The organism is Pseudomonas umsongensis (assembly GCF_002236105.1).
Taxonomy (GTDB): Bacteria; Pseudomonadota; Gammaproteobacteria; order Pseudomonadales; family Pseudomonadaceae; genus Aquipseudomonas; species Aquipseudomonas umsongensis.
Genome location: NZ_NIWU01000007.1, coordinates 234,022 through 252,991 on the forward strand (window position 1 = coordinate 234,022; position 18,970 = coordinate 252,991).

Annotated in this window: 15 protein-coding genes and 1 pseudogene; 8 read left to right on the plus strand and 8 right to left on the minus strand. The window is 56.8% G+C overall.

Annotated elements, in window-relative coordinates:
* Nucleotides 1-119 precede the first annotated feature (119 nt).
* The 3 genes from PSUM_RS27020 to arcD (PSUM_RS27030) form a co-directional block, all read right to left on the minus strand.
* Nucleotides 120-1,130 (minus strand): ornithine carbamoyltransferase, encoded by a 1,011-nt coding sequence (locus PSUM_RS27020; RefSeq protein ID WP_020800264.1) that lies wholly within the window; start codon nucleotides 1,128-1,130, stop codon nucleotides 120-122.
* 69 nt (nucleotides 1,131-1,199) lie between these two features.
* On the minus strand, nucleotides 1,200-2,456 hold the full coding sequence (gene arcA, locus PSUM_RS27025; RefSeq protein WP_020800265.1) for an arginine deiminase: 1,257 nt from the start codon (nucleotides 2,454-2,456) through the stop codon (nucleotides 1,200-1,202).
* A 33-nt stretch (nucleotides 2,457-2,489) separates the two neighbouring features.
* On the minus strand, nucleotides 2,490-3,917 hold the full coding sequence (arcD, locus tag PSUM_RS27030; protein WP_020800266.1) for an arginine-ornithine antiporter: 1,428 nt from the start codon (nucleotides 3,915-3,917) through the stop codon (nucleotides 2,490-2,492).
* A 442-nt stretch (nucleotides 3,918-4,359) separates the two neighbouring features.
* Between arcD (PSUM_RS27030) and arcD (PSUM_RS27035) the strand changes: the two genes are divergently transcribed.
* The 4 genes from arcD (PSUM_RS27035) to PSUM_RS27050 all read left to right on the plus strand — a co-directional run bounded on the left by arcD (PSUM_RS27035) (nucleotide 4,360) and on the right by PSUM_RS27050 (nucleotide 8,882).
* A complete protein-coding gene (gene arcD / locus PSUM_RS27035) occupies nucleotides 4,360-5,787 on the plus strand; it encodes an arginine-ornithine antiporter (RefSeq protein WP_020800267.1) in 1,428 nt (475 codons plus the stop codon).
* Nucleotides 5,784-6,647: a DNA-3-methyladenine glycosylase family protein gene (locus PSUM_RS27040; RefSeq protein WP_083349675.1), complete on the plus strand. Its 864-nt coding sequence runs from the start codon at nucleotides 5,784-5,786 to the stop codon at nucleotides 6,645-6,647. Before arcD (PSUM_RS27035) ends, PSUM_RS27040 begins: the two co-directional genes overlap by 4 nt.
* Before the next feature lie 442 nt (nucleotides 6,648-7,089).
* The gene (locus tag PSUM_RS27045; protein WP_083349674.1) at nucleotides 7,090-8,502 is read left to right on the plus strand and encodes a PAAR domain-containing protein; all 1,413 of its coding nucleotides are present in this window, start codon (nucleotides 7,090-7,092) and stop codon (nucleotides 8,500-8,502) included.
* On the plus strand, nucleotides 8,499-8,882 hold the full coding sequence (locus tag PSUM_RS27050; protein ID WP_083349673.1) for a hypothetical protein: 384 nt from the start codon (nucleotides 8,499-8,501) through the stop codon (nucleotides 8,880-8,882). Before PSUM_RS27045 ends, PSUM_RS27050 begins: the two co-directional genes overlap by 4 nt.
* A gap of 1,089 nt (nucleotides 8,883-9,971) precedes the next feature.
* Here the strand turns inward: PSUM_RS27050 and PSUM_RS27060 are convergent.
* Complete coding sequence (locus PSUM_RS27060) at nucleotides 9,972-10,766, minus strand: hypothetical protein (protein WP_231989889.1); 795 nt, start codon at nucleotides 10,764-10,766, stop codon at nucleotides 9,972-9,974.
* Nucleotides 10,767-10,936: 170 nt separating this feature from the next.
* On the opposite strand from PSUM_RS27060, the gene PSUM_RS31895 reads away from it, so the two are divergent.
* Nucleotides 10,937-11,134: a hypothetical protein gene (locus PSUM_RS31895; RefSeq protein WP_162276360.1), complete on the plus strand. Its 198-nt coding sequence runs from the start codon at nucleotides 10,937-10,939 to the stop codon at nucleotides 11,132-11,134.
* On the opposite strand, the pseudogene PSUM_RS31595 reads toward PSUM_RS31895, so the two are convergent.
* Nucleotides 11,110-11,196, minus strand: a pseudogene (locus PSUM_RS31595) (XRE family transcriptional regulator); the annotation flags it as partial. The gene PSUM_RS31895 and the pseudogene PSUM_RS31595 sit on opposite strands and share 25 nt — an antisense overlap.
* 99 nt (nucleotides 11,197-11,295) lie before the next feature.
* Here PSUM_RS31595 and PSUM_RS27065 point away from each other — a divergent pair.
* Together PSUM_RS27065 and PSUM_RS27070 are read left to right on the plus strand one after the other, a co-directional pair.
* Nucleotides 11,296-11,658 carry a hypothetical protein gene (locus PSUM_RS27065; protein ID WP_083350187.1) on the plus strand — a complete coding sequence of 121 codons (363 nt, stop codon included), beginning with the start codon at nucleotides 11,296-11,298 and terminating at the stop codon, nucleotides 11,656-11,658.
* Between the two features lie 36 nt (nucleotides 11,659-11,694).
* Nucleotides 11,695-12,399, plus strand: a complete 705-nt coding sequence (locus tag PSUM_RS27070) for a DUF6933 domain-containing protein (RefSeq protein WP_083349672.1) — start codon at nucleotides 11,695-11,697, stop codon at nucleotides 12,397-12,399.
* Nucleotides 12,400-12,459: 60 nt separating this feature from the next.
* Here the strand turns inward: PSUM_RS27070 and PSUM_RS27075 are convergent, their stop codons facing one another.
* The 3 genes from PSUM_RS27075 to PSUM_RS27085 form a co-directional block, all read right to left on the minus strand.
* Nucleotides 12,460-13,173, minus strand: coding sequence for an HNH endonuclease (locus PSUM_RS27075; RefSeq protein WP_083349671.1), 714 nt, complete (start codon nucleotides 13,171-13,173; stop codon nucleotides 12,460-12,462).
* A 229-nt stretch (nucleotides 13,174-13,402) separates the two neighbouring features.
* The gene (locus PSUM_RS27080) at nucleotides 13,403-14,650 is read right to left on the minus strand and encodes a ribonucleotide-diphosphate reductase subunit beta (RefSeq protein ID WP_020800276.1); all 1,248 of its coding nucleotides are present in this window, start codon (nucleotides 14,648-14,650) and stop codon (nucleotides 13,403-13,405) included.
* Between the two features lie 543 nt (nucleotides 14,651-15,193).
* Entirely contained in the window at nucleotides 15,194-15,457 is a 264-nt protein-coding gene (locus tag PSUM_RS27085; RefSeq protein ID WP_008058016.1) for a DUF2790 domain-containing protein, read from the minus strand.
* Between the two features lie 930 nt (nucleotides 15,458-16,387).
* Here PSUM_RS27085 and acs point away from each other — a divergent pair.
* Complete coding sequence (gene acs, locus PSUM_RS27095) at nucleotides 16,388-18,343, plus strand: acetate--CoA ligase (protein ID WP_033040724.1); 1,956 nt, start codon at nucleotides 16,388-16,390, stop codon at nucleotides 18,341-18,343.
* The last annotated feature ends 627 nt before the right edge of the window (nucleotides 18,344-18,970 follow it).

The window sequence follows — 18,970 nt, forward strand, 5'->3', positions numbered from 1 at the left end:
TCCCACGGTCCCCGTGGGAATGCATCCCGTGACGCTCCGCGTCACATCGGACGCGGAGCGTCCGTGGCGGCATTCCCACGCAGAGCGTGGGAACGATCGGATGGAGGGGGCTTCAGTCCTTACAGATCCGCCAGTGTCGACACCAGAATCGCCTTGATCGTGTGCATGCGGTTCTCCGCTTGCTCGAAAGCGATGCAGGCCGGCGACTCGAACACGTCATCGGTCACTTCGATGCCGTTCTTCAGGTGCGGGTACTGCTCGGCAATCTGCTTGCCGACCTTGGTATCGCTGTTGTGGAAGGCCGGCAGGCAGTGCATGAACTTGGTGCGCGGGTTGCCGGTGGCTTTCATCAGCTCGGCATTCACCTGATACGGCAGCAATTGCTGGATGCGTTCGGCCCAGGCTTCAACCGGCTCGCCCATAGAGACCCAGACGTCGGTGTGGATGAAGTCCACGCCCTTGACCGCCGCTTTCGGGTCTTCGGTGAGAGTGATGCGCGCGCCGCTTTCCTCTCCGTATTTTTTGCAGCGAGCCACCAGGTCGTCCGCCGGCCACAGGGCTTTCGGCGCGCAGATGCGCACGTCCATGCCCAGCTTGGCGCCGATCAGCAGCAGCGAGTTGCCCATGTTGTTACGCGCATCCCCAAGGTAGGCATAGCTGATTTCGTGGATCGGCTTGTCGGCGTGTTCACGCATGGTCAGCACGTCGGCGATCATTTGTGTCGGGTGATATTCATCGGTCAGGCCGTTGAATACAGGCACGCCGGCAAACTTGGCCAGCTCCTCGACGATTTCCTGTTTGAAGCCACGGTACTCGATGGCGTCATACATGCGCCCGAGCACGCGGGCGGTGTCCTTCATGCTTTCCTTGTGGCCGATCTGCGAGGAGTTCGGGTCGATGTAGGTGACATTGGCACCCTGGTCATAGGCGGCGACTTCGAACGCACAGCGGGTGCGGGTCGAGGTTTTCTCGAAGATCAGCGCGATGTTGTTGCCCTTGAGGTGTTGCTGTTCGGTGCCGGTGTATTTGGCCCGCTTGAGATCGCGGGACAGGTCGAGCAGGTAGCGCAATTCGCGAGGGGTGTGGTGTTCCAGGCTCAGCAGATTGCGGTTATGGATATTGAACGCCATTTTGGATCTCCTAAGGTGTCGGTTATCCCGTTGGCCCGCGCTCGGTCGGTGCGGGCCAAGGCTGATAGGTTAGTAGTCGATCGGATCGCGGATGATCGGGCAGGTCATGCAATGGCCGCCGCCGCGACCGCGTCCCAGTTCGCCTGCGCTGATGGTGATGACTTCCACACCGGCCTTGCGCAGCAGGGTGTTGGTGTAGGTGTTGCGGTCGTAGCCGATGACCACACCGGGCTCCACGGCGACCACGTTGTTGCCGTCGTCCCATTGCTCGCGTTCGGCGGCGAAACTGTTGCCGCCGGTTTCGACGACGCGCAGGGCCTTGAGGTTGAGGGCCTTGGCCACGGTGTCGAGGAAGTTGGTTTCTTCGCGGCGGATATCGATGCCGCCCGGCTTGCTTTCATCGGGGCGCAGGGTGAAGGCGACAATCTGGTTCACCACTTCCGGGAAAATGGTCACCACATCGCGGTCACAGAAGCTGAACACGGTGTCCAGGTGCATCGCCGCGCGGGATTTAGGCAGGCCGGCGACGATGACTTTTTCCACGGCCTTGTGCTTGAACAGACTGACAGCCAGTTGGCCGATGGCTTGGCGGGACGAGCGTTCGCCCATGCCGATCAGGACCACGCCGTTGCCGATCGGCATCACATCGCCGCCTTCCAGCGTGGAACTGCCATGGTCCTTGTCCGGGTCGCCGTACCAGATCTGGAATTCAGCGTTGGTGAATTGCGGATGGAATTTGTAGATGGCGGTGGTCAACAGCGTTTCCTGGCGACGTGCCGGCCAGTACATCGGGTTGAGCGTGACGCCACCGTAGATCCAGCACGTGGTATCGCGGGTGAACTGGGTGTTGGGTAGCGGCGGCAGGATGAAGCTTGAGTGGCCGAGGAATTCGCGGAACATCTGGATGGTCTTGCCGCCGAAACTGTCCGGCAGGTCATCGGCCGAGACACCACCGATCAGGAATTCGGCGATCTTGCGCGGTTCCAGGCTGCGCAGCCACGAGCCGGTTTCATTGATCAGGCCCAGGCCCACCGAATCGGCGGTGATCTTGCGCTCGAGAATCCAGTCCAGCGCTTCGGGGATGGCGACGATGTCGGTCAGCAGGTTGTGCATCTCCAGTACATCGACATTTCGTTCACGCATTTTGGTGACGAAATCGAAATGGTCGCGCTTGGCCTGTGCCACCCACAGCACATCATCGAACAGCAGTTCGTCGCAGTTGTTCGGGGTCAGGCGCTGATGGGCGAGCCCTGGGGAGCAAACCATGACTTTGCGCAGTTTGCCGGCTTCGGAATGGACGCCGTACTTAACTTTTTCCGTGGTCATTTCAGTGAACCTCCAGATGGCAAATCAGTCGTGTTACAGGGTCAGGAAGCCGTCGTAGAGACCGTAGGCCGCCACCAGGGCGCCGACGACCACCGCGGCGAAAATCAGCTTCTCGACGTTGGTGAAAACCGGTTTCTTGAGTTCCAGCTTGGCCTTGGCGAACAGGATCACGCCGGGCGCATAGAGCAGGGCCGAGAGCAGCAGGTATTTCATGCCGCCGGCGTACAGCAGCCAGACCGCATAGATCAGGGCCACGGCACCAATGAACAGGTCCTTCTGACGCTCGCTCGCCGCGCCTTCGTAAGTTTCGCCGCGCACGGCCAACAACAGGGCGTACGCCGCCGACCACAGGTAAGGCACCAGGATCATCGAAGTGGCGAGGTAGATCAGCGACAGGTAGGTGCTGGCCGAAAACAACGTGATGACCAGGAATATCTGGACCATGGCATTGGTCAGCCACAGGGCGTTGACCGGTACCTGGTTGGCGTTTTCCTTGCGCAGGAACGCCGGCATGGTGTGATCCTTGGCTGCGGCGAACATGATCTCCGCACACAGCAGCACCCACGACAGCAGGGCTCCGAGCAACGAGATGATCAGGCCGACGCTGATCAACACCGCCCCCCAAGGACCCACCACGTGTTCCAGCACGGCGGCCATCGACGGGTTCTGCAGCTTGGCCAGTTCCGGTTGGGTCAGGATGCCCAGCGACAGCACGTTCACCAGTACCAAAATCAGCAGCACGGTGATAAACCCGATCACCGTGGCCTTACCCACATCACTGCGTTTTTCCGCCCGGGCCGAGAAAATGCTCGCGCCCTCGATGCCGATGAACACCCACACGGTGACCAGCATCATGTTGCGCACCTGGTTCATGACGCTGCCAAGGTCCGGATTCTTCAGGCCCCAGATGTCGGCGGTGAAGATCTCCAGTTTGAAGGCGAAAATCGTAATCAGCACAAACAGTATCAGCGGTACGATCTTGGCGATCGTGGTCACCAGGTTGATGAATGCCGCTTCCTTGATTCCCCGCAGTACCAGCCAATGCACGGCCCACAGCAACACGGACGCACCGACCACGGCGGCGACGGTATTGCCCTCGCCGAACACCGGGAAGAAGTAACCCAGGGTGCTGAATAACAGGACGAAGTAACCAACGTTGCCCAGCCAGGCACTGATCCAGTAACCCCAGGCCGAAGAGAAACCCATGTAGTCGCCGAAACCGGCCTTGGCGTAGGCGTAGACCCCGCCATCCAGGTCGGGCTTGCGATTGGCCAAGGTCTGGAAGACAAAGGCCAGGGTGAGCATGCCGACGGCGGTGATCGCCCAGCCAATCAGAATGGCGCCGACATCGGCACTGGCCGCCATGTTTTGCGGCAGGGAAAAGATGCCGCCACCGATCATCGAACCGACGACCAGGGCAATCAGCGCGCCGAGTTTCAGTTTTCCGGGAGTTTCAGACATTGCATGACTCCATTGCAGGAGAAGAGAGGCAACAGACTAGGTCCGCCCGCCATTGAGCGGACTGACTCAGATCAGTGCAGGTCGACATTCCATTGTGAATAACCAAAAGATCGCTCATACAAAGCTAATGCCTGTAATGCTTGTCCCAGAGGCTTCGTTGAATTTTTGTTGAAACTTTTTCGCATTCCTTGCGCCTTATGAAGCTAGCCCTTTTTTACCAATCCGCAAATTTTCGCGGAGGGTTCTCAGAACGGAATTGGCTTATCAAAAAAGTTGTATAAAGCAAAAAAATATATCGATGCCTATTGGGTTTTATCTGGCACTTGGATGGGCGTTTGTTGGCGTTATCCAATAAACGTCATTACGCTTCATCCATTTAGTTAACGCAGGTTATGTGACGATCTTGCGGCAATGGCCGCCCCTGGCAACTGGAGACGCCGCCATGTCGCAATCGACGCAAAAGCTTCGCCTGAGCGCACTGATCGCCCTGGTCGTCGGATCGATGATTGGCGGCGGGATCTTTTCCCTGCCGCAGAACATGGCGGCCAAGGCCGATGCGGGGGCGATCCTGATCGGCTGGGCCATTACGGCCGTCGGCATGCTGACCCTGGCCTTCGTCTTCCAGACCCTGGCCAATCGCAAGCCGGAACTGGACTCGGGGGTGTACGCCTACGCCAAGGCCGGTTTCGGCGACTATATGGGCTTCTCTTCGGCCTGGGGTTATTGGATCAGCGCCTGGCTGGGCAACGTCGGCTACTTCGTGCTGCTGTTCAGCACCCTGGGGTTTTTCTTTCCGGTGTTCGGCGAAGGCAACACCCCGACCGCCATCGCCTGTGCGTCTTTGCTGCTGTGGACGGTGCATTTCATAGTGATGCGCGGGATCAAGGAAGCCGCTTTCATCAACCTGTTGACGACCGTGGCCAAGATCGTGCCGCTGATCATGTTCATCGTGATCGCCGCCGTGGCGTTCAAGGCGGACATCTTCACCCGGGACATCTGGGGCCGCAGCAACCCGAGTTTCGGTAGCGTGATGGACCAGGTGCGCAACATGATGCTGGTCACCGTGTTCGTGTTCATCGGCATCGAGGGCGCCAGTGTCTACTCGGCGCGGGCGGAGAAGCGCGCGGATGTGGGCCGGGCCACGGTCATCGGTTTTCTCGGGGTGCTGGCGCTGCTGGTATTGGTCAACGTGCTTTCGCTGGGGATCCTCAGTCAGCCGGAACTGGCCACCTTGCAGAACCCGTCGCTGGCCTCGGTGCTTGAGCATATTGTCGGCCCGTGGGGCGCGTTGCTGATCAGTATCGGCCTGGGGATCTCACTGCTGGGCGCGTTGCTGTCCTGGGCATTGCTGTGTGCGGAGATCCTGTTCGCCACCGCGAAGGACAAGACCATGCCGGCATTCCTGACCAAGGAAAACGCCAACCATGTGCCGGTCAATGCGCTGTGGCTGACCAACATGATGATTCAGCTGTTTCTGCTGATCACCCTGTTTTCCGCCGGCACCTACACCAGCCTGATCTACCTCGCTTCATCGATGATCCTGGTGCCCTATCTGTGGTCGGCGGCTTATGCGGTGCTGCTGAGCGGTCGCGGTGAAACCTATGAACACGCCTCCGCCGAACGCACCAAGGACCTGCTGATCGGCGGCATCGCCCTGAGTTATGCGGTGTGGTTGCTATATGCCGGCGGCGTGAAGTACCTGCTGCTCTCGGCCTTGCTCTACGCGCCCGGCGTGATCCTGTTCGCCAAGGCCAGGCATGAACAGGGCAAACCGCTGTTCACCACCCTCGAGAAGGGCATATTTACCTGTGTCATCAGCGCTGCCGGACTGGCGGCGTATGCGCTGTACAGCGGAGTGCTCAGCCTGTGAAGTTACTGCTGGCGTTCCAGCCGCCCTACGATTGGCCGGCGATGTTGGGTTTTCTGTCGGCGCGGGCGATCACTGGAATGGAAGAAGTGATCGGCGACGTCTACTCACGCAGCATCGGCTTGAACGGGGTCCACGGCACGCTCGCTATCGGGCCTGCGACGGCGGACTCACTGGAACTGACGCTGGACTTTCCCGACGCCAGCGCAGTGCCCGAGATTGTCGCCAGGCTGCGGCGGATGTTTGATCTGGATGCCGACCTGATCAGCATGCAACAGCATCTGTCGGCTGACCCACTGCTGGCACGACTAATTACAGACCGCCCAGGGCTGCGCGTACCGGGGACGTGGGACGGACTGGAACTGGCGATCCGCGCGGTGTTGGGGCAGCAGATTACCGTGGGCGCGGCTATCAAACTGGCCGGGAAGCTGGTGGCGCAATACGGCACACCCTTGAGCTCGCCGCGCGGTGGCCTGACCCATGTGTTTCCCGAAGCGGCGGTGCTGGCGGCGGCGGACCTTGCGACATTGGGGATGCCGAAAAGCCGAGGCCGTACGCTGTCTGGCGTGGCCCAGGCGGTGATCGATGATCCCCTGTTGTTTGAACCCGGTCGGCACGGCGGGGTGGCGCGGTTGCTGGCGTTGTATGGCATCGGCGACTGGACGGCGCAGTACATTGCGTTGCGGCAGTTGCGGGAAATGGATGGGTTGCCGAATGGGGATGTGGGGTTGATCAATGCGTTGGCGGCATTGGAGGGTGGGGCGGTGACGGCTCGGCAGTTGTTGGAGAGGGCTGAGGGATGGCGGCCGTATCGGGGGTATGCGGCGCAGTTGTTGTGGACCTCTCTGAGTCGCGCGGATTGAGCGAGCTGTCGGCCCAAATCCCAATCACCCTAAATGCCGAAGATGCACCAAAACCTCACTCACACACTGGGGCCGAACAATGCCCGACAGCCCACCGCAACCCCTGTGGGAGCGGGCTTGCCCGCGAAAGCGCCAGCCCATCCAACACACATGCTGAATCAGCCAGGATGGTTTGCAACCGAGGAGATGATGGGACAAAGGATGTTCTGTTTTGAATGTCCATTTTTTGAATTTTTACGAACCCGGCACGAATGGGTATTTTCTCATCTCCATTTTTGTCGCCTTTTTCTGCATGGCTTGTGGGATCTTTCCTGATTTTCTAGACCGTCTTGAGTTTCCCCTCTGTCCACGTACTTTCCGTTAAGCCACTCACCCCGAGTCGGCTTATCGATCGTTAACAGTGGTGCGCTATCTGGGGCGCCAGCAGAGAGGGAAATCAACAATGGGACAAGGACATTTCATTCGCCTGGGTGACAAGACCACTTGCGGTGGCCAGGTTTTGGAGGCCGACACACGGGTCATGATGTTTGGCATCGCCCATGCCCGTGAAGGCGACCAGGTTTCCTGCGGCAAGAACGACGAAACCTACACCATCGTGGGAGGCGTCTCCTACATCAACAGTCATGGCAGGATCGTGGCGGGCTCGCTGGACAGCTTCAGCACTTGCCCGTGCAGAGCCAGGTTGATCCCCTCGGTGTTTACCGCCACTTATGAGTCGCGTAGCAGTGCTGCGCCCCAGACCACAAGGGCCGCGCCCCAACCGACCACACCTCTCGCCGGCAATCCGGCAGCGCCACGCTCAGCCGGTTTCGCGTCTGCGTCGAGCACTCCCAAGCCAGTGCCCCTGGGCGGTGCGGCAGCCCAGGAACCAGGCTTCTACATCGTGCCCAAGAGCACCACCCGCGAACAGCTCGAAGCCTCCTTGTTCACCCTGCGTGACCCGGCGGTGATGGGCAAATTCAAGCTGCTCAACCCTAACCTGCGCGACGTCAAAGCCGGCGAGATGATCGTGCTGAGCGACCCCAGCAACTACCAGTGCACCCGTGAAGAAGCCCTGCTCATGGATGTGGCAGCCAAGACCAACCAGATCATTGAAACGCTTAGCCCTGAAGAAGCGGATTTCATGGTGCAACACCGTGATGTCATCCAGGCTTTCCTGACCTATGGCTCGAACGCTATTGGTATTGGCGCGAGCGTTTTCAAGAACAACCTGGACAATGTAGGCAATGCCTTGAGGGATATTGAAGCGTTGCAAACGAATACGCTGCAAAGAGATGGGCATCTGCGCTCGCCAACGTTCTTTGCAGAGCGCCAGCGTCTGCTCGCACAACTGAACAGCCATATGACGGCACTGACCCGCAAGGGCATTGGATTCCCTGACCATATCAACTTGAAAAAAATGTTGGGTATTTCCAGCCAAAGCTTGGTCCACCACTGGACCAATGCCAGTCCCGGGGGGCAAATACCGGGTCATGCCACCCATCTTGAAGGTGTGGCGAAGGCTTCTAAATACGTCAAATACGGTGGTTGGTTGGGTACTGCCGTCGGCGGTGGAGCATCGGCCATGAAGGTGCAGGATGTGTGTGCGGCTGGAAATACCGAGGCTTGCGAACGAGTCAGGTTTACTGAAACAGGGGCCTTTGCCGGGGGTATCGGCGGTGGTGTAGCTGCAGGCGCGATATTGTCGGCCCCCGTTGTCGGTGCACTCTGCATTGGGTTGGGGGTGCCTACAGGCGGGCTAGGTACATTGGCATGCAGTATCGTCGTGGTTGGCGTCGGTTCTTATGCAGGCGGCGTATATGGCGGAAAGGGCGGTGAGATAATCGGGGAGGTTATATACGAGTATGCGAGATGACGACGGCCGAATTAATTGTAGGTGGTTTCTGTGGGGTGGTGCTCCTTGGTATCTATATTTGGATTGGGATTGCACTATACCTTGGGTACACAAAGGGTGAAGAGTTATCGGCGTACTTCAAAAACAGCTCGTCGCTGATTACTGTCGATACGCACAAGCATACAGGACCTTTTGGGAAACTTCAGTTGATCGGCGGTATTGCCAGTGTTGTCACGTTCCCTCGATTTTTTGTGAAGCGTGGTCTGGTCAGTGCTGAAGATATAGAAAGATTTCCACATCCATGCAGGCGAAAATTAATTGTTTTGCAATGGAGTGTAATAGGGTTGCTCGCCACTTTGGTATTTTTAGTATCATTATGGGAGTCAGGAGTGCTCAAGTGATGTGGCTGTGGATTTATGTTGTGTGTGCTCGGTAGCTGGCTGTTTTAAGGCTAGCCAGTTCCCGAGAACCAAACTGCAAGCTCTGAAACTTAGGTGTTTTGATGTGTAGTGGTTAGATGATGCTTAAGACGGGAAAAAGCTGGCGAAATAATTTACGAGGCCCTGAAATGAGCGTGAGTGTCGCGCACAAGATATTTCTGTGTATCAACATTATTGGTTTTCGACATGTAGTGGGGGCGTTGTTTGCTATGCCGCGTTGGTAGGGGGTGGTGCATGGAGGGGGCAGAAAGTGGTGGAATAGCGAACGAATACGTAGGTGAGAAAATATTTGGAATAAAACAGCAATGACCAGCATCGACACTTGGTCTCCGTGGATTGCAATAATTGTTGCCGGCGGCCCAATTCTGCTGGGTGCTGTGAACACCGCTTACTGCTTGTACCTTAGCCACCGTCATCTGGATGCCATGATGGAATCCTTGAAAAATAGTCGCTTCATTTACATTTGGGGGCCAGGATGGCGGAGCTAGGGCTGGTTTGGCGGGTTTGTGCTGGTCTCTACAATTGCCGGCATGGTGGTGTGGCCGAAAGATTACATCCGCTATGGCAAAGTGGCCTCTGAGGATATCGAGAACTTTCCACCTCACCTGAAACGTCTTCTGGTCATTTATGTAGTGGGTGTGATCGTCACTCTAACTGGGATGACGATTACCTACCTTTTGGTGACGTTCAAGTAATTGACGGGCAAATACTCCAATCTAAAGACAGCCGTTGACTATTCCAGCCACAACCTGCCCATTGCTGGAGCAAGGCCGGTGCGCCGGGGCACAGACAGTAGTACGTCCCCTTGTGAGTACGTTGGTTTACTTCTACGGATCTCGCAGGAGCGACGCCGGGCTTCTGGCTTTGGCGTATTGTTATGAGCAAACTTTCACGGCGGACACCTGCTTTCAAGCAGTAGTAATCGAGTGATCGTGATAGTGGAGGATGCGAAGGTGATCGTACATAGGAGCGAGCTTGCTCGCGATGCACTCAAGGACACCGCGTTTTGCCAGTAACAGACCATCTTCTACAGCTCGCCGCATCCGTATTCTAAGCAATTATTCCAAGGAGATTTCCGCAGAGCAAGAACACGCCAAAACCAACGATCGAATAGGCTAGCATCCGATTGGGAATAGTGAGTAATCGTCGTAGGGAGAGGGGAAAGCGAGCGAGTTCATCCATTGCAAATGGATCACACTTCGATAAAAAATCAACGTCTAACAAAAGCATGGTCGATAGGTGTGACAAGCGACAATAGCGGCCATACAGGCTGTTACCCATCACTCGTCGGTTGCGATCGACGAAGTAGGAGTTCTCGAGGAGCGACTCAAGCTCATCCAGTTTGAAAAAACTGATGCAGACCCGTGCGAGGCAAGCCAGCAGCGCCAGGATAAAACACGTTATCAATATGGCGACGCAGAGCATTTTTGGGTCGGTCATCGGTTTCGAAGCGGTAGCGCGCAGCCACTCGAATCCGTACCAAAGTAGGAGTAGGACTGCTCCAGTCAGCGCGATCCGCATGATGTATCCCGGTACTTTCAACCATTTCTTCAAGTGTTCCGGTAAAATTTCAGCCTCCATGAATACATACGGGTCCAGCATCGTGAAAAGTGCGTAATGGCCAGTTAATTCTCCTATCAGCTTTACCCTTTTCATCCTTCCCCGTGGAGTATTTCCCACTGTTTTTCGATTGATACCTACAAGATGCGAAACAATGAAGTGATTCTCCATCTGATCAAGCCGAAAATAGGCAACAAATAAAAACACTGCCTCACTGAGTAATGCGAGGATAAATACAACTGTCCATGATATGTAGTAAATGAACTCAAGATGGGATGCGATCAAAGGTAACCCTCAAGTTTGTCTAAGCCAGAATGCTATGACTCCCTAAGCGGCCAGGCATCTGGTCTTGCATAAATAAGCCTGTTGCCAAAGGTGTGGTAGCAGCCCCTAAATTTCACCCGCCCGCAGTGTGGGCAGGCGAGTGAGGACGTCTTTCAGGGGGAGTAGGAATCATGGCGATGACTCTGCCCGATCTGCTGATCGATGTATGTCATCCATTTCTCTATATGCATACGGATCGCTCTGTCAGACCAAAGGCACTGCCAGGGAAGCCCGATCGCCAGCGTCTGAAGCTGCTCAGGGTTCATCTCTATCTGAGTGCCATGTTGGATGCCACTTTCTGCCCCAATCGCTCGGCTTGGGCGCAGTGAGCCGGGGAGAATTGGAAAAGGGCGATACGCTTCAAGGTGATTTTCATCACTCGAGAGGCCATGGTGTTCTCCGGGATGGAGAGTGTTGATCTGAATGCGACAGGAATTTTCAGCAAGAATGAGTTTTACTTCGTCAAAGATCCTTCGCAGGGGTAATGCTCATGTCCATCATCGAAAGCGACTGGAAGAAGTTCAAGGAACTGCGCAAGCTGGCGCTCGATCGTTTCTGCCAGGGTGTGTTGGCCGATGCCAAGACCATCACTGAGCATGGTGCGCTTTCGGCTCAAGCCAGGTATGGGATGCTTTATCGGCTGATGCGCGACCGGGATAAAGACATCGTCCGGACTTTCGATCCTTACAGTCGCTCTAGCGCACTGATGGCTTTGAGAATGATGGTCAGGCACGACTTGCTGACCGATGCAGAGCTGTCGGTCCTCAGCGAAGCGGCGCGGGAAGAGATTGCTGACGTGGTTCGCCAGCCCTATGAGATTGAATGGGCAGATGAGATCGTGCAGCAGGACTGACAACCGCTATCACCCGCCTTCTACCAGAGAACCAGGATGTTGATCTTCAATTGCACCGAAGCCGCCAGCAACTTTTTCAGTCGTGTGCACAAAGGCAAGAAAATCTCCCCGGTGGGTAAACCACCATCGCCCATTATTGAGGACGATGCGCCTGATGCGTCAGCCGAACAGTGGCTGGTCCACGCGATTACCGTTCAACGCAAGCACGTGCTGTTCGTCATCCATGTGCAAACCCGGTACTGCATGATTTTCGCGAACGCGAAAAAAGCCGATGTGGAAGGCTTTGTTGATCGTTTTGCCGAGCGTTGGATAAACGGCCTGGTCCGCCATGCGGGCCAGCACGACATCCTTCAATGGGTCGATGACGAGCCGATGATGGAGCGTTTCCTTGAGAGTTGCCGCGAGCAGGTGTTTTACAAACGCGGGCATCGCGGTGCGCAAAAACACCTCAATGAGATTTCCTGGGTATTCGAGGATTGCGCCGCCGAATGGGGCACGTTGCCCCCGGATGAATTCGCGGCTGGCCGTTTCGACAGTGATATGAATGACACCCTGAGAGGGAGTAAAGGCCACAAGGACTATTACCACCCTGATGAGGAAATGATCGTTCATTGGCTACGCCGCTACGCTGGCCTTGACGAGTCTCGCATTCAAGCCGCCCGTGAGCGGCGCATGGAGGTGAAGCGGGAGATATGGGCGCTGGAGGATCGACTTCGGCAAGCGCTCGAGCCATTGCAGTAATGCAGACATGGACGGAGGGTTGATCCTTGCATCGGCAAGTTACCTCGCTACAGAGTTCGATTACTCGGGAATCAGCCGTGTGACCTTCTTGTAAAGCGAAGCGGTGAATTCCTCACTGTCGCTCGAATGATGACAACGACGATGGCAGTTCGGGCAGAGTGCTACGGCGTTGGTGACTTGATCCGAGCCTTTTTCGGCGAGGGGCTTAACGTGGTGGACTTCCAGATAAGGCAACCCAAGTTTTTGAAACGGAGCAGGTTCGCCACAGCCATCGCAATGACCTTCGGCTTCATTTCGCACCCACGCTCGCACCTCGGGATCACGCACATAGACTGTGCCAGAGCTTGCTGCTCGTTTCGGTTTTTTAATACCTTTTGGCGGCTCCTTGATCTTTTGCTTTTGAAGCGCAGCAGCACGTCGCTCTAGCGTTTGTTCATCAGCTGTCGGAGCGGTGGGGTCGCCGGGCTGAACGCCTCGTTCGGTGAGCGCTGCTCGAATTAACTGCTCAACATTCGAACCAACGTTCTTGGCAGGCTTATACCCCTTGATGAATTCTCGATCCATCTTCATCAGTACCGTAGAGATGTTCTGCATCCGGAATTCGACGGAGCCTTTGGTGCGGGTGGGTAAGGAGGCTTCGCGTAGAGCAAGATTTTCTACAGTCTTTACGAATTTCTGGCCGCTTAGCTCTAGCGCGAGCATTTTTAGATAGGCATCCACCGCGGCCCTGATCTCTGAAACGCTCCAGTCGCTGTCTTTTATCGTTTCGCTCATAGAATCGCCGAGAGTTGAAAACCCTCGGACGATACTGAGTGGCCACTACGGCTGTCTACGAATTTTCCTACAAGAAATAGCGGCGTTTCTTACAGAAGATCCTACCGATGCATTATCTAGCCCATCGAATGGAGTTTTCCTAACCCATAAAAAAGCCCCCGAACAAGTCGAGGGCTTTTAGATGTTCGATTTGCCGATTCAACTCGTCAAATCGCGGCTAGCTCTGGAATCAATCCCAGCTAAGCGCACCACCAGTCTGATACTCAATAACCCGAGTCTCAAAGAAGTTCTTCTCCTTCTTCAAGTCCATGATCTCGCTCATCCAAGGGAACGGGTTAGTCGTCCCTGGGTACTCTTCCTTCAGACCGATCTGCGACAGGCGACGGTTAGCGATGAACTTGAGGTAGTCCTCCATCATCGCCGCGTTCATGCCCAGCACGCCGCGAGGCATGGTGTCGCGGGCGTATTCGATTTCCAGTTGGGTGCCTTGCAGGATCATCTGCGAAGCTTCTTCCTTCATTTCGGCGTCCCACAGGTGTGGGTTTTCGATTTTGATCTGGTTGATCACGTCGATGCCGAAGTTCAGGTGCATGGATTCGTCGCGCAGGATGTACTGGAACTGCTCGGCGACGCCGGTCATTTTGTTGCGGCGGCCCATGGAGAGGATCTGGGTGAAGCCGCAGTAGAAGAAGATGCCTTCCAGGACGCAGTAGTAGGCGATCAGGTTGCGCAGCAGCTCTTTGTCGGTTTCGACGGTGCCGGTTTCGAACTTCGGATCGGAGATCGAACGGGTGTATTTCAGGCCCCAGGTGGCTTTTTTCGCGACCGATGGGATCTCGTGGTACATGTTGAAGATTTCGCCTTCATCCATGGCCAGCGATTCGATGCAGTACTGGTAGGCGTGGGTGTGGATCGCCTCTTCGAAGGCCTGGCGCAGGATGTATTGGCGGCATTCCGGGTTGGTGATCAGGCGGTACACGGCCAGGACCAGGTTGTTGGCAACCAGGGAGTCGGCGGTGGAGAAGAAGCCGAGGTTACGCATCACGATGCGGCGCTCGTCGTCGGTCAGGCCTTCCGGGTTTTTCCAGAGGGCGATGTCGGCGGTCATGTTGACTTCTTGCGGCATCCAGTGGTTTGCGCAGCCGTCCAGGTACTTCTGCCAGGCCCAGTCGTACTTGAAGGGTACGAGCTGGTTGAGGTCGGCACGGCAGTTGATCATGCGCTTTTCATCGACAGCGACACGGGCGGAGGCGCCTTCGAGTTCGGCGAGGCCTTCGGCGACGTCGAGGGAATCCAGGGCAGCCTTGGCGCGGGCGACGGCAGCGGAGTCAGACGCGGTCACGGCGCGAGCTTCCAGGGCGGCGGCACCGCCGGCGCTGTCGAGACGGTCCATGTTGGCTTCGGTGGCGTGGCCGGCGTTGGCGCTCTTGGCTACTACTTCCGTGTCTTCTTTGTCGAATTCGTCCCAGCTCAGCATGACGTGTCGTCTCCTGCGTGAGGGCCAGTGTGCCCGTGTGAAAATTGAAGGGTTGGTTTTTTCACACGGCGGTGCTGGCCGCGTTGGATATCGTTTTTTGCAGCGGTGCTACGCAGGCAAATAAACATAATTTTGTACGGGGTTCCGAGAGCCACTGATGGGCGCAAATCAGCATCGAATGCTGCTGCGGGGCTTCAGACTGGCTTTTCATCCCTGTAAGGGGATATTGCAGGCCCGTTTAAGGCCGCATTATATGGAAATTTTCACGGTCGTGGTGGGGCGAATCCGCGCATGGCACGGTCGAGAGGGCGGGTTTTTCGGTCGGAGCGAGGGTTTACAGGGCTTTGGCGGGTGAAGATTTTTTTTCGTAAAAATGGCGGGGTATCGGTTTTGTTCAAAAAGTAAGCAGAAAGTGGCCTTTTTTACTACATCTTGTGTTTGTGGGCGTTTTTTGACCAGTCCAGACACAACTGAGCCCGACGTTAGCCGGGCTGGAATCGACCTTCAGCACGCGGCTGAGTGGGCCGGATTCGGCGCAGTCAATCAGCCGCTGGAGCAGCCGTTACCCATGACGCTGTAACGCAGGATATGGCGCTGGCCCTTGGAGTCGTCATATTCCATTTTCATCGGGACAACTTCGCATACATTGGGAACTTCGCTCATTGAAATAACTTTGGCGATGTCCAGGTGCATCGAGTAAGTGTAATCCTCGATGGCCGGTTGTTGCTGCGCGACATCAGTCTGGGCCTCGTCTGCCATGGCGGTTGCGCACAGACTGCTGAGGGCCAGTACCAATAAAGCTTTCATTTAATATTTACCTTTCTAAGGGCGAAGGGGGGCACGCAACCTTTTTGAGGTTGCGTGTGGAACTGCACTACTTGGATTTGGGTTAACTGCCTTCGTGGGGGCTGTAACTCGGTTAACTCAGTTTGCCGGGTTGGCGGAGCGAATTTTAGGCGCGGGGGTGGGATTCATATAGGCGTGGTTTTGATAAACACCTTTGACGGTTTTTGTAACAATCCCTGGATAACTTTGATAATGCGTGTTGTCTGGTGCCCCGTGGTGTTCTCGGGTTTTTCGCGAGCGGGCTCGCTCCTACAGGGGATCCAGGTACACCCGTAACAGTCAGGTCGGCTTTAAGGCCGCCTCGGTTTGGCTTTTGATCTGGGTGCTCCGTTAACCACGATGGCCGAACGCAGGCATTGCGCAGTGGGGAAACCGGCAGGACGCCGGTTTAGCCGAGCTGGGCCAGGGACGGCCCATCGCGGCGACCCACGGAGCAATGCCTTCGTTCTGGCATGCCGAGCCTAAGCGAGGCACCGAGTGGTGGGGCAAAGCCTTTTGCTTCCTTTTTGCTGGGCCGGCACTCCGGCGTTTGAAAAAGGGAGTCGCCGTAAGGGCGAAACCATAAGTCGCCGTTACCGCAGCAATGGAAATGCACTCCCACAATAAATCTCACATATAGCTTCCTGTTACGCTTCGCATAACCGCTGCGCACGACTCAATTAATGCGTTGTCAGTGGAACGCAGAGCGTCCCTGGCGGCATTCCCATGCAGAGCGTGGGAACGATCAGTACAGGGGGGAGGGAGAAAGTTGGGACATTTGTTCCAGGCGTGTTTTGCGGTTATCAGGACGTTTTGTGTGGGCTTGTTACTACCATCGTCGAATGGTTCTATAGGCGCCGCCCGGATAAAACAGGGTCATACAAAAACAACTATTCCACCGAGGTAAGAAAGATGAGTGCGGCTTCCCTGTATCCCGTTCGTCCCGAGGTTCTGGCCAACACCCTGACCGACGAGGCGACCTACAAAGCCATGTACCAGCAGTCAGTCGTCAACCCGGACGGCTTCTGGCGCGAGCAAGCCAAGCGCCTCGACTGGATCAAGCCTTTCACCACGGTGAAGCAGACGTCCTTCGACGATCACCATGTCGACATCAAGTGGTTCGCCGACGGCACCCTCAACGTTTCCTACAACTGCCTCGATCGTCACCTGGCCGAACGCGGTGACCAGGTCGCGATCATCTGGGAAGGCGATGACCCTTCCGAAAGCCGCAAAATCACCTACCGCGAACTGCACGAACAAGTCTGCAAGTTCGCCAACGCCCTGCGTGGCCAGGACGTGCACCGCGGCGACGTGGTGACTATCTACATGCCGATGATCCCCGAAGCCGTGGTCGCCATGCTGGCTTGTACCCGGATCGGCGCGATTCACTCGGTGGTGTTCGGCGGTTTTTCGCCGGAGGCCCTGGCCGGTCGCATCATCGACTGCAAATCCAAGGTGGTGATCACCGCCGACGAAGGCATCCGTGCCGGCAAGAAGATCCCGCTCAAGGCCAACGTCGACGACGCCCTGACCAACCCGGAAACCAGCAGCATCCAGAAAGTCATCGTGTGCCAGCGCACCGGTGGCGACATCAAGTGGAACCAGCACCGCGACATCTGGTACGAAGACCTGATGAAAGTGGCGGGCACCGTGTGCGCGCCGAAAGAGATGGGCGCCGAGGAAGCGCTGTTCATCCTCTACACCTCCGGCTCCACCGGCAAGCCCAAGGGCGTGCAGCACACCACCGGCGGCTACCTGTTGTACGCGGCCATGACCCACGAGCGCGTGTTCGACTACCGCCCGGGCGAAATCTACTGGTGCACCGCCGACGTCGGCTGGGTCACCGGCCACACCTACATTGTCTACGGCCCGCTGGCCAACGGCGCGACCACCTTGTTGTTCGAAGGCGTGCCGAACTACCCGGACATCACCCGGGTGGCGAAGATCGTCGACAAGCATAAGGTCAACATCCTCTACACCGCGCCGACCGCGATCCGCGCGATGATGGCGGCGGGCACGGCCGCCGTCGAAGGCGCCGATGGCAGCAGCCTTCGCCTGTTGGGTTCGGTGGGTGAGCCGATCAACCCCGAGGCCTGGGACTGGTATTACAAGAACGTCGGCCAATCCCGTTGCCCGATCGTCGACACCTGGTGGCAGACCGAGACCGGCGCCACCCTGATGAGCCCGCTGCCCGGCGCCCATGCCTTGAAGCCGGGTTCCGCGGCGCGGCCGTTCTTCGGCGTGGTGCCGGCCCTGGTGGACAACCTGGGCAACATCATCGAGGGCGAGGCCGAAGGCAACCTGGTGATTCTCGATTCGTGGCCAGGCCAGGCGCGTACGCTGTATGGCGATCACGACCGTTTCGTCGACACCTACTTCAAGACCTTCCGTGGCATGTACTTCACCGGTGACGGCGCCCGTCGCGATGCCGATGGTTACTACTGGATCACCGGCCGCGTCGACGACGTGCTCAACGTGTCCGGCCACCGCATGGGTACCGCCGAGATCGAAAGCGCGATGGTCGCCCACCCGAAAGTCGCCGAAGCGGCGGTGGTCGGTGTGCCGCACGACATCAAGGGCCAGGGCATTTATGTCTACGTCACCCTGAACGCTGGTGAAGAGACCAGCGAGCAACTGCGCCTGGAGCTGAAGAACTGGGTGCGCAAGGAGATCGGCCCGATTGCCTCGCCGGATGTGATCCAGTGGGCACCGGGGCTGCCGAAGACCCGCTCGGGCAAGATCATGCGGCGCATCCTGCGCAAGATTGCTACCGCTGAGTACGATGGCCTGGGCGATATCTCCACCCTGGCTGATCCGGGTGTGGTGCAGCATTTGATTGATACGCACAAGACGATGAATGTGGCTTAGTAGCCTTCAGCTTCATCTAAGCCCCATCAGGTGTTGAGCCTGGTGGGGCTTTTTGTTGCCTGACAGTTTTGTATCGGTAGTGTTGGCCTCTTCGCGAGCAGGCTCGCTCCCACAGGGGATTGGTGGTGATCAAAAAACTGTGGGAGCGAGCCTGCTCGCGAAGGCGGACTGTCAGGCGCCAAATAAACATGAGCCAATAATTATCGGCTTCCCCTGTAGGAGGTTTCCTACTGTTACCCGCCAGCTTTCAAGTTACTGAATGTGTAACCGCGCTGCGCCGATTCGGGGCATTGGGAAACGCCAAGCCCTGTTGGGGGCCTCCACAAACAATAAGAATCCACGCTGCGCTTGCCGGATTAGAAGGGTTTGCCAATAATAGGCCCGCAACTTGCAATATTGATCGGTTCACTGTCTTTTGCTCTTGCATGATTCTGCAAGGCTGTCAACGTGCCCGGGCGGCTTTCTCGGTGCTTCTGTAATTAGTTGTCGCATTGAAGAAATATCGGCTTCGGGCCTGTCGTTAGAATGCCGATCACTTGCTCGTCGTTGCCTGTGTTGAATTTCAACACCCGCATCCCAGGACGCAGCAACGCTTTCCGGTTCCACTCATTCGCATATTGGGCTATC

Coding starts and splice junctions, on each gene's coding strand:
- PSUM_RS27085 (WP_008058016.1), bottom strand. CDS start 15,457: ATGAAAGCTTTATTGGTACTGGCCCTCAGCAGTCTGTGCGCAACCGCC.
- arcD (WP_020800266.1), bottom strand. CDS start 3,917: ATGTCTGAAACTCCCGGAAAACTGAAACTCGGCGCGCTGATTGCCCTG.
- PSUM_RS27080 (WP_020800276.1), bottom strand. CDS start 14,650: ATGCTGAGCTGGGACGAATTCGACAAAGAAGACACGGAAGTAGTAGCC.
- PSUM_RS27045 (WP_083349674.1), top strand. CDS start 7,090: ATGGGACAAGGACATTTCATTCGCCTGGGTGACAAGACCACTTGCGGT.
- PSUM_RS27020 (WP_020800264.1), bottom strand. CDS start 1,130: ATGGCGTTCAATATCCATAACCGCAATCTGCTGAGCCTGGAACACCAC.
- PSUM_RS27075 (WP_083349671.1), bottom strand. CDS start 13,173: ATGAGCGAAACGATAAAAGACAGCGACTGGAGCGTTTCAGAGATCAGG.
- PSUM_RS27065 (WP_083350187.1), top strand. CDS start 11,296: ATGTCCATCATCGAAAGCGACTGGAAGAAGTTCAAGGAACTGCGCAAG.
- PSUM_RS31895 (WP_162276360.1), top strand. CDS start 10,937: ATGGCGATGACTCTGCCCGATCTGCTGATCGATGTATGTCATCCATTT.
- arcD (WP_020800267.1), top strand. CDS start 4,360: ATGTCGCAATCGACGCAAAAGCTTCGCCTGAGCGCACTGATCGCCCTG.
- PSUM_RS27070 (WP_083349672.1), top strand. CDS start 11,695: ATGTTGATCTTCAATTGCACCGAAGCCGCCAGCAACTTTTTCAGTCGT.
- arcA (WP_020800265.1), bottom strand. CDS start 2,456: ATGACCACGGAAAAAGTTAAGTACGGCGTCCATTCCGAAGCCGGCAAA.
- acs (WP_033040724.1), top strand. CDS start 16,388: ATGAGTGCGGCTTCCCTGTATCCCGTTCGTCCCGAGGTTCTGGCCAAC.
- PSUM_RS27050 (WP_083349673.1), top strand. CDS start 8,499: ATGACGACGGCCGAATTAATTGTAGGTGGTTTCTGTGGGGTGGTGCTC.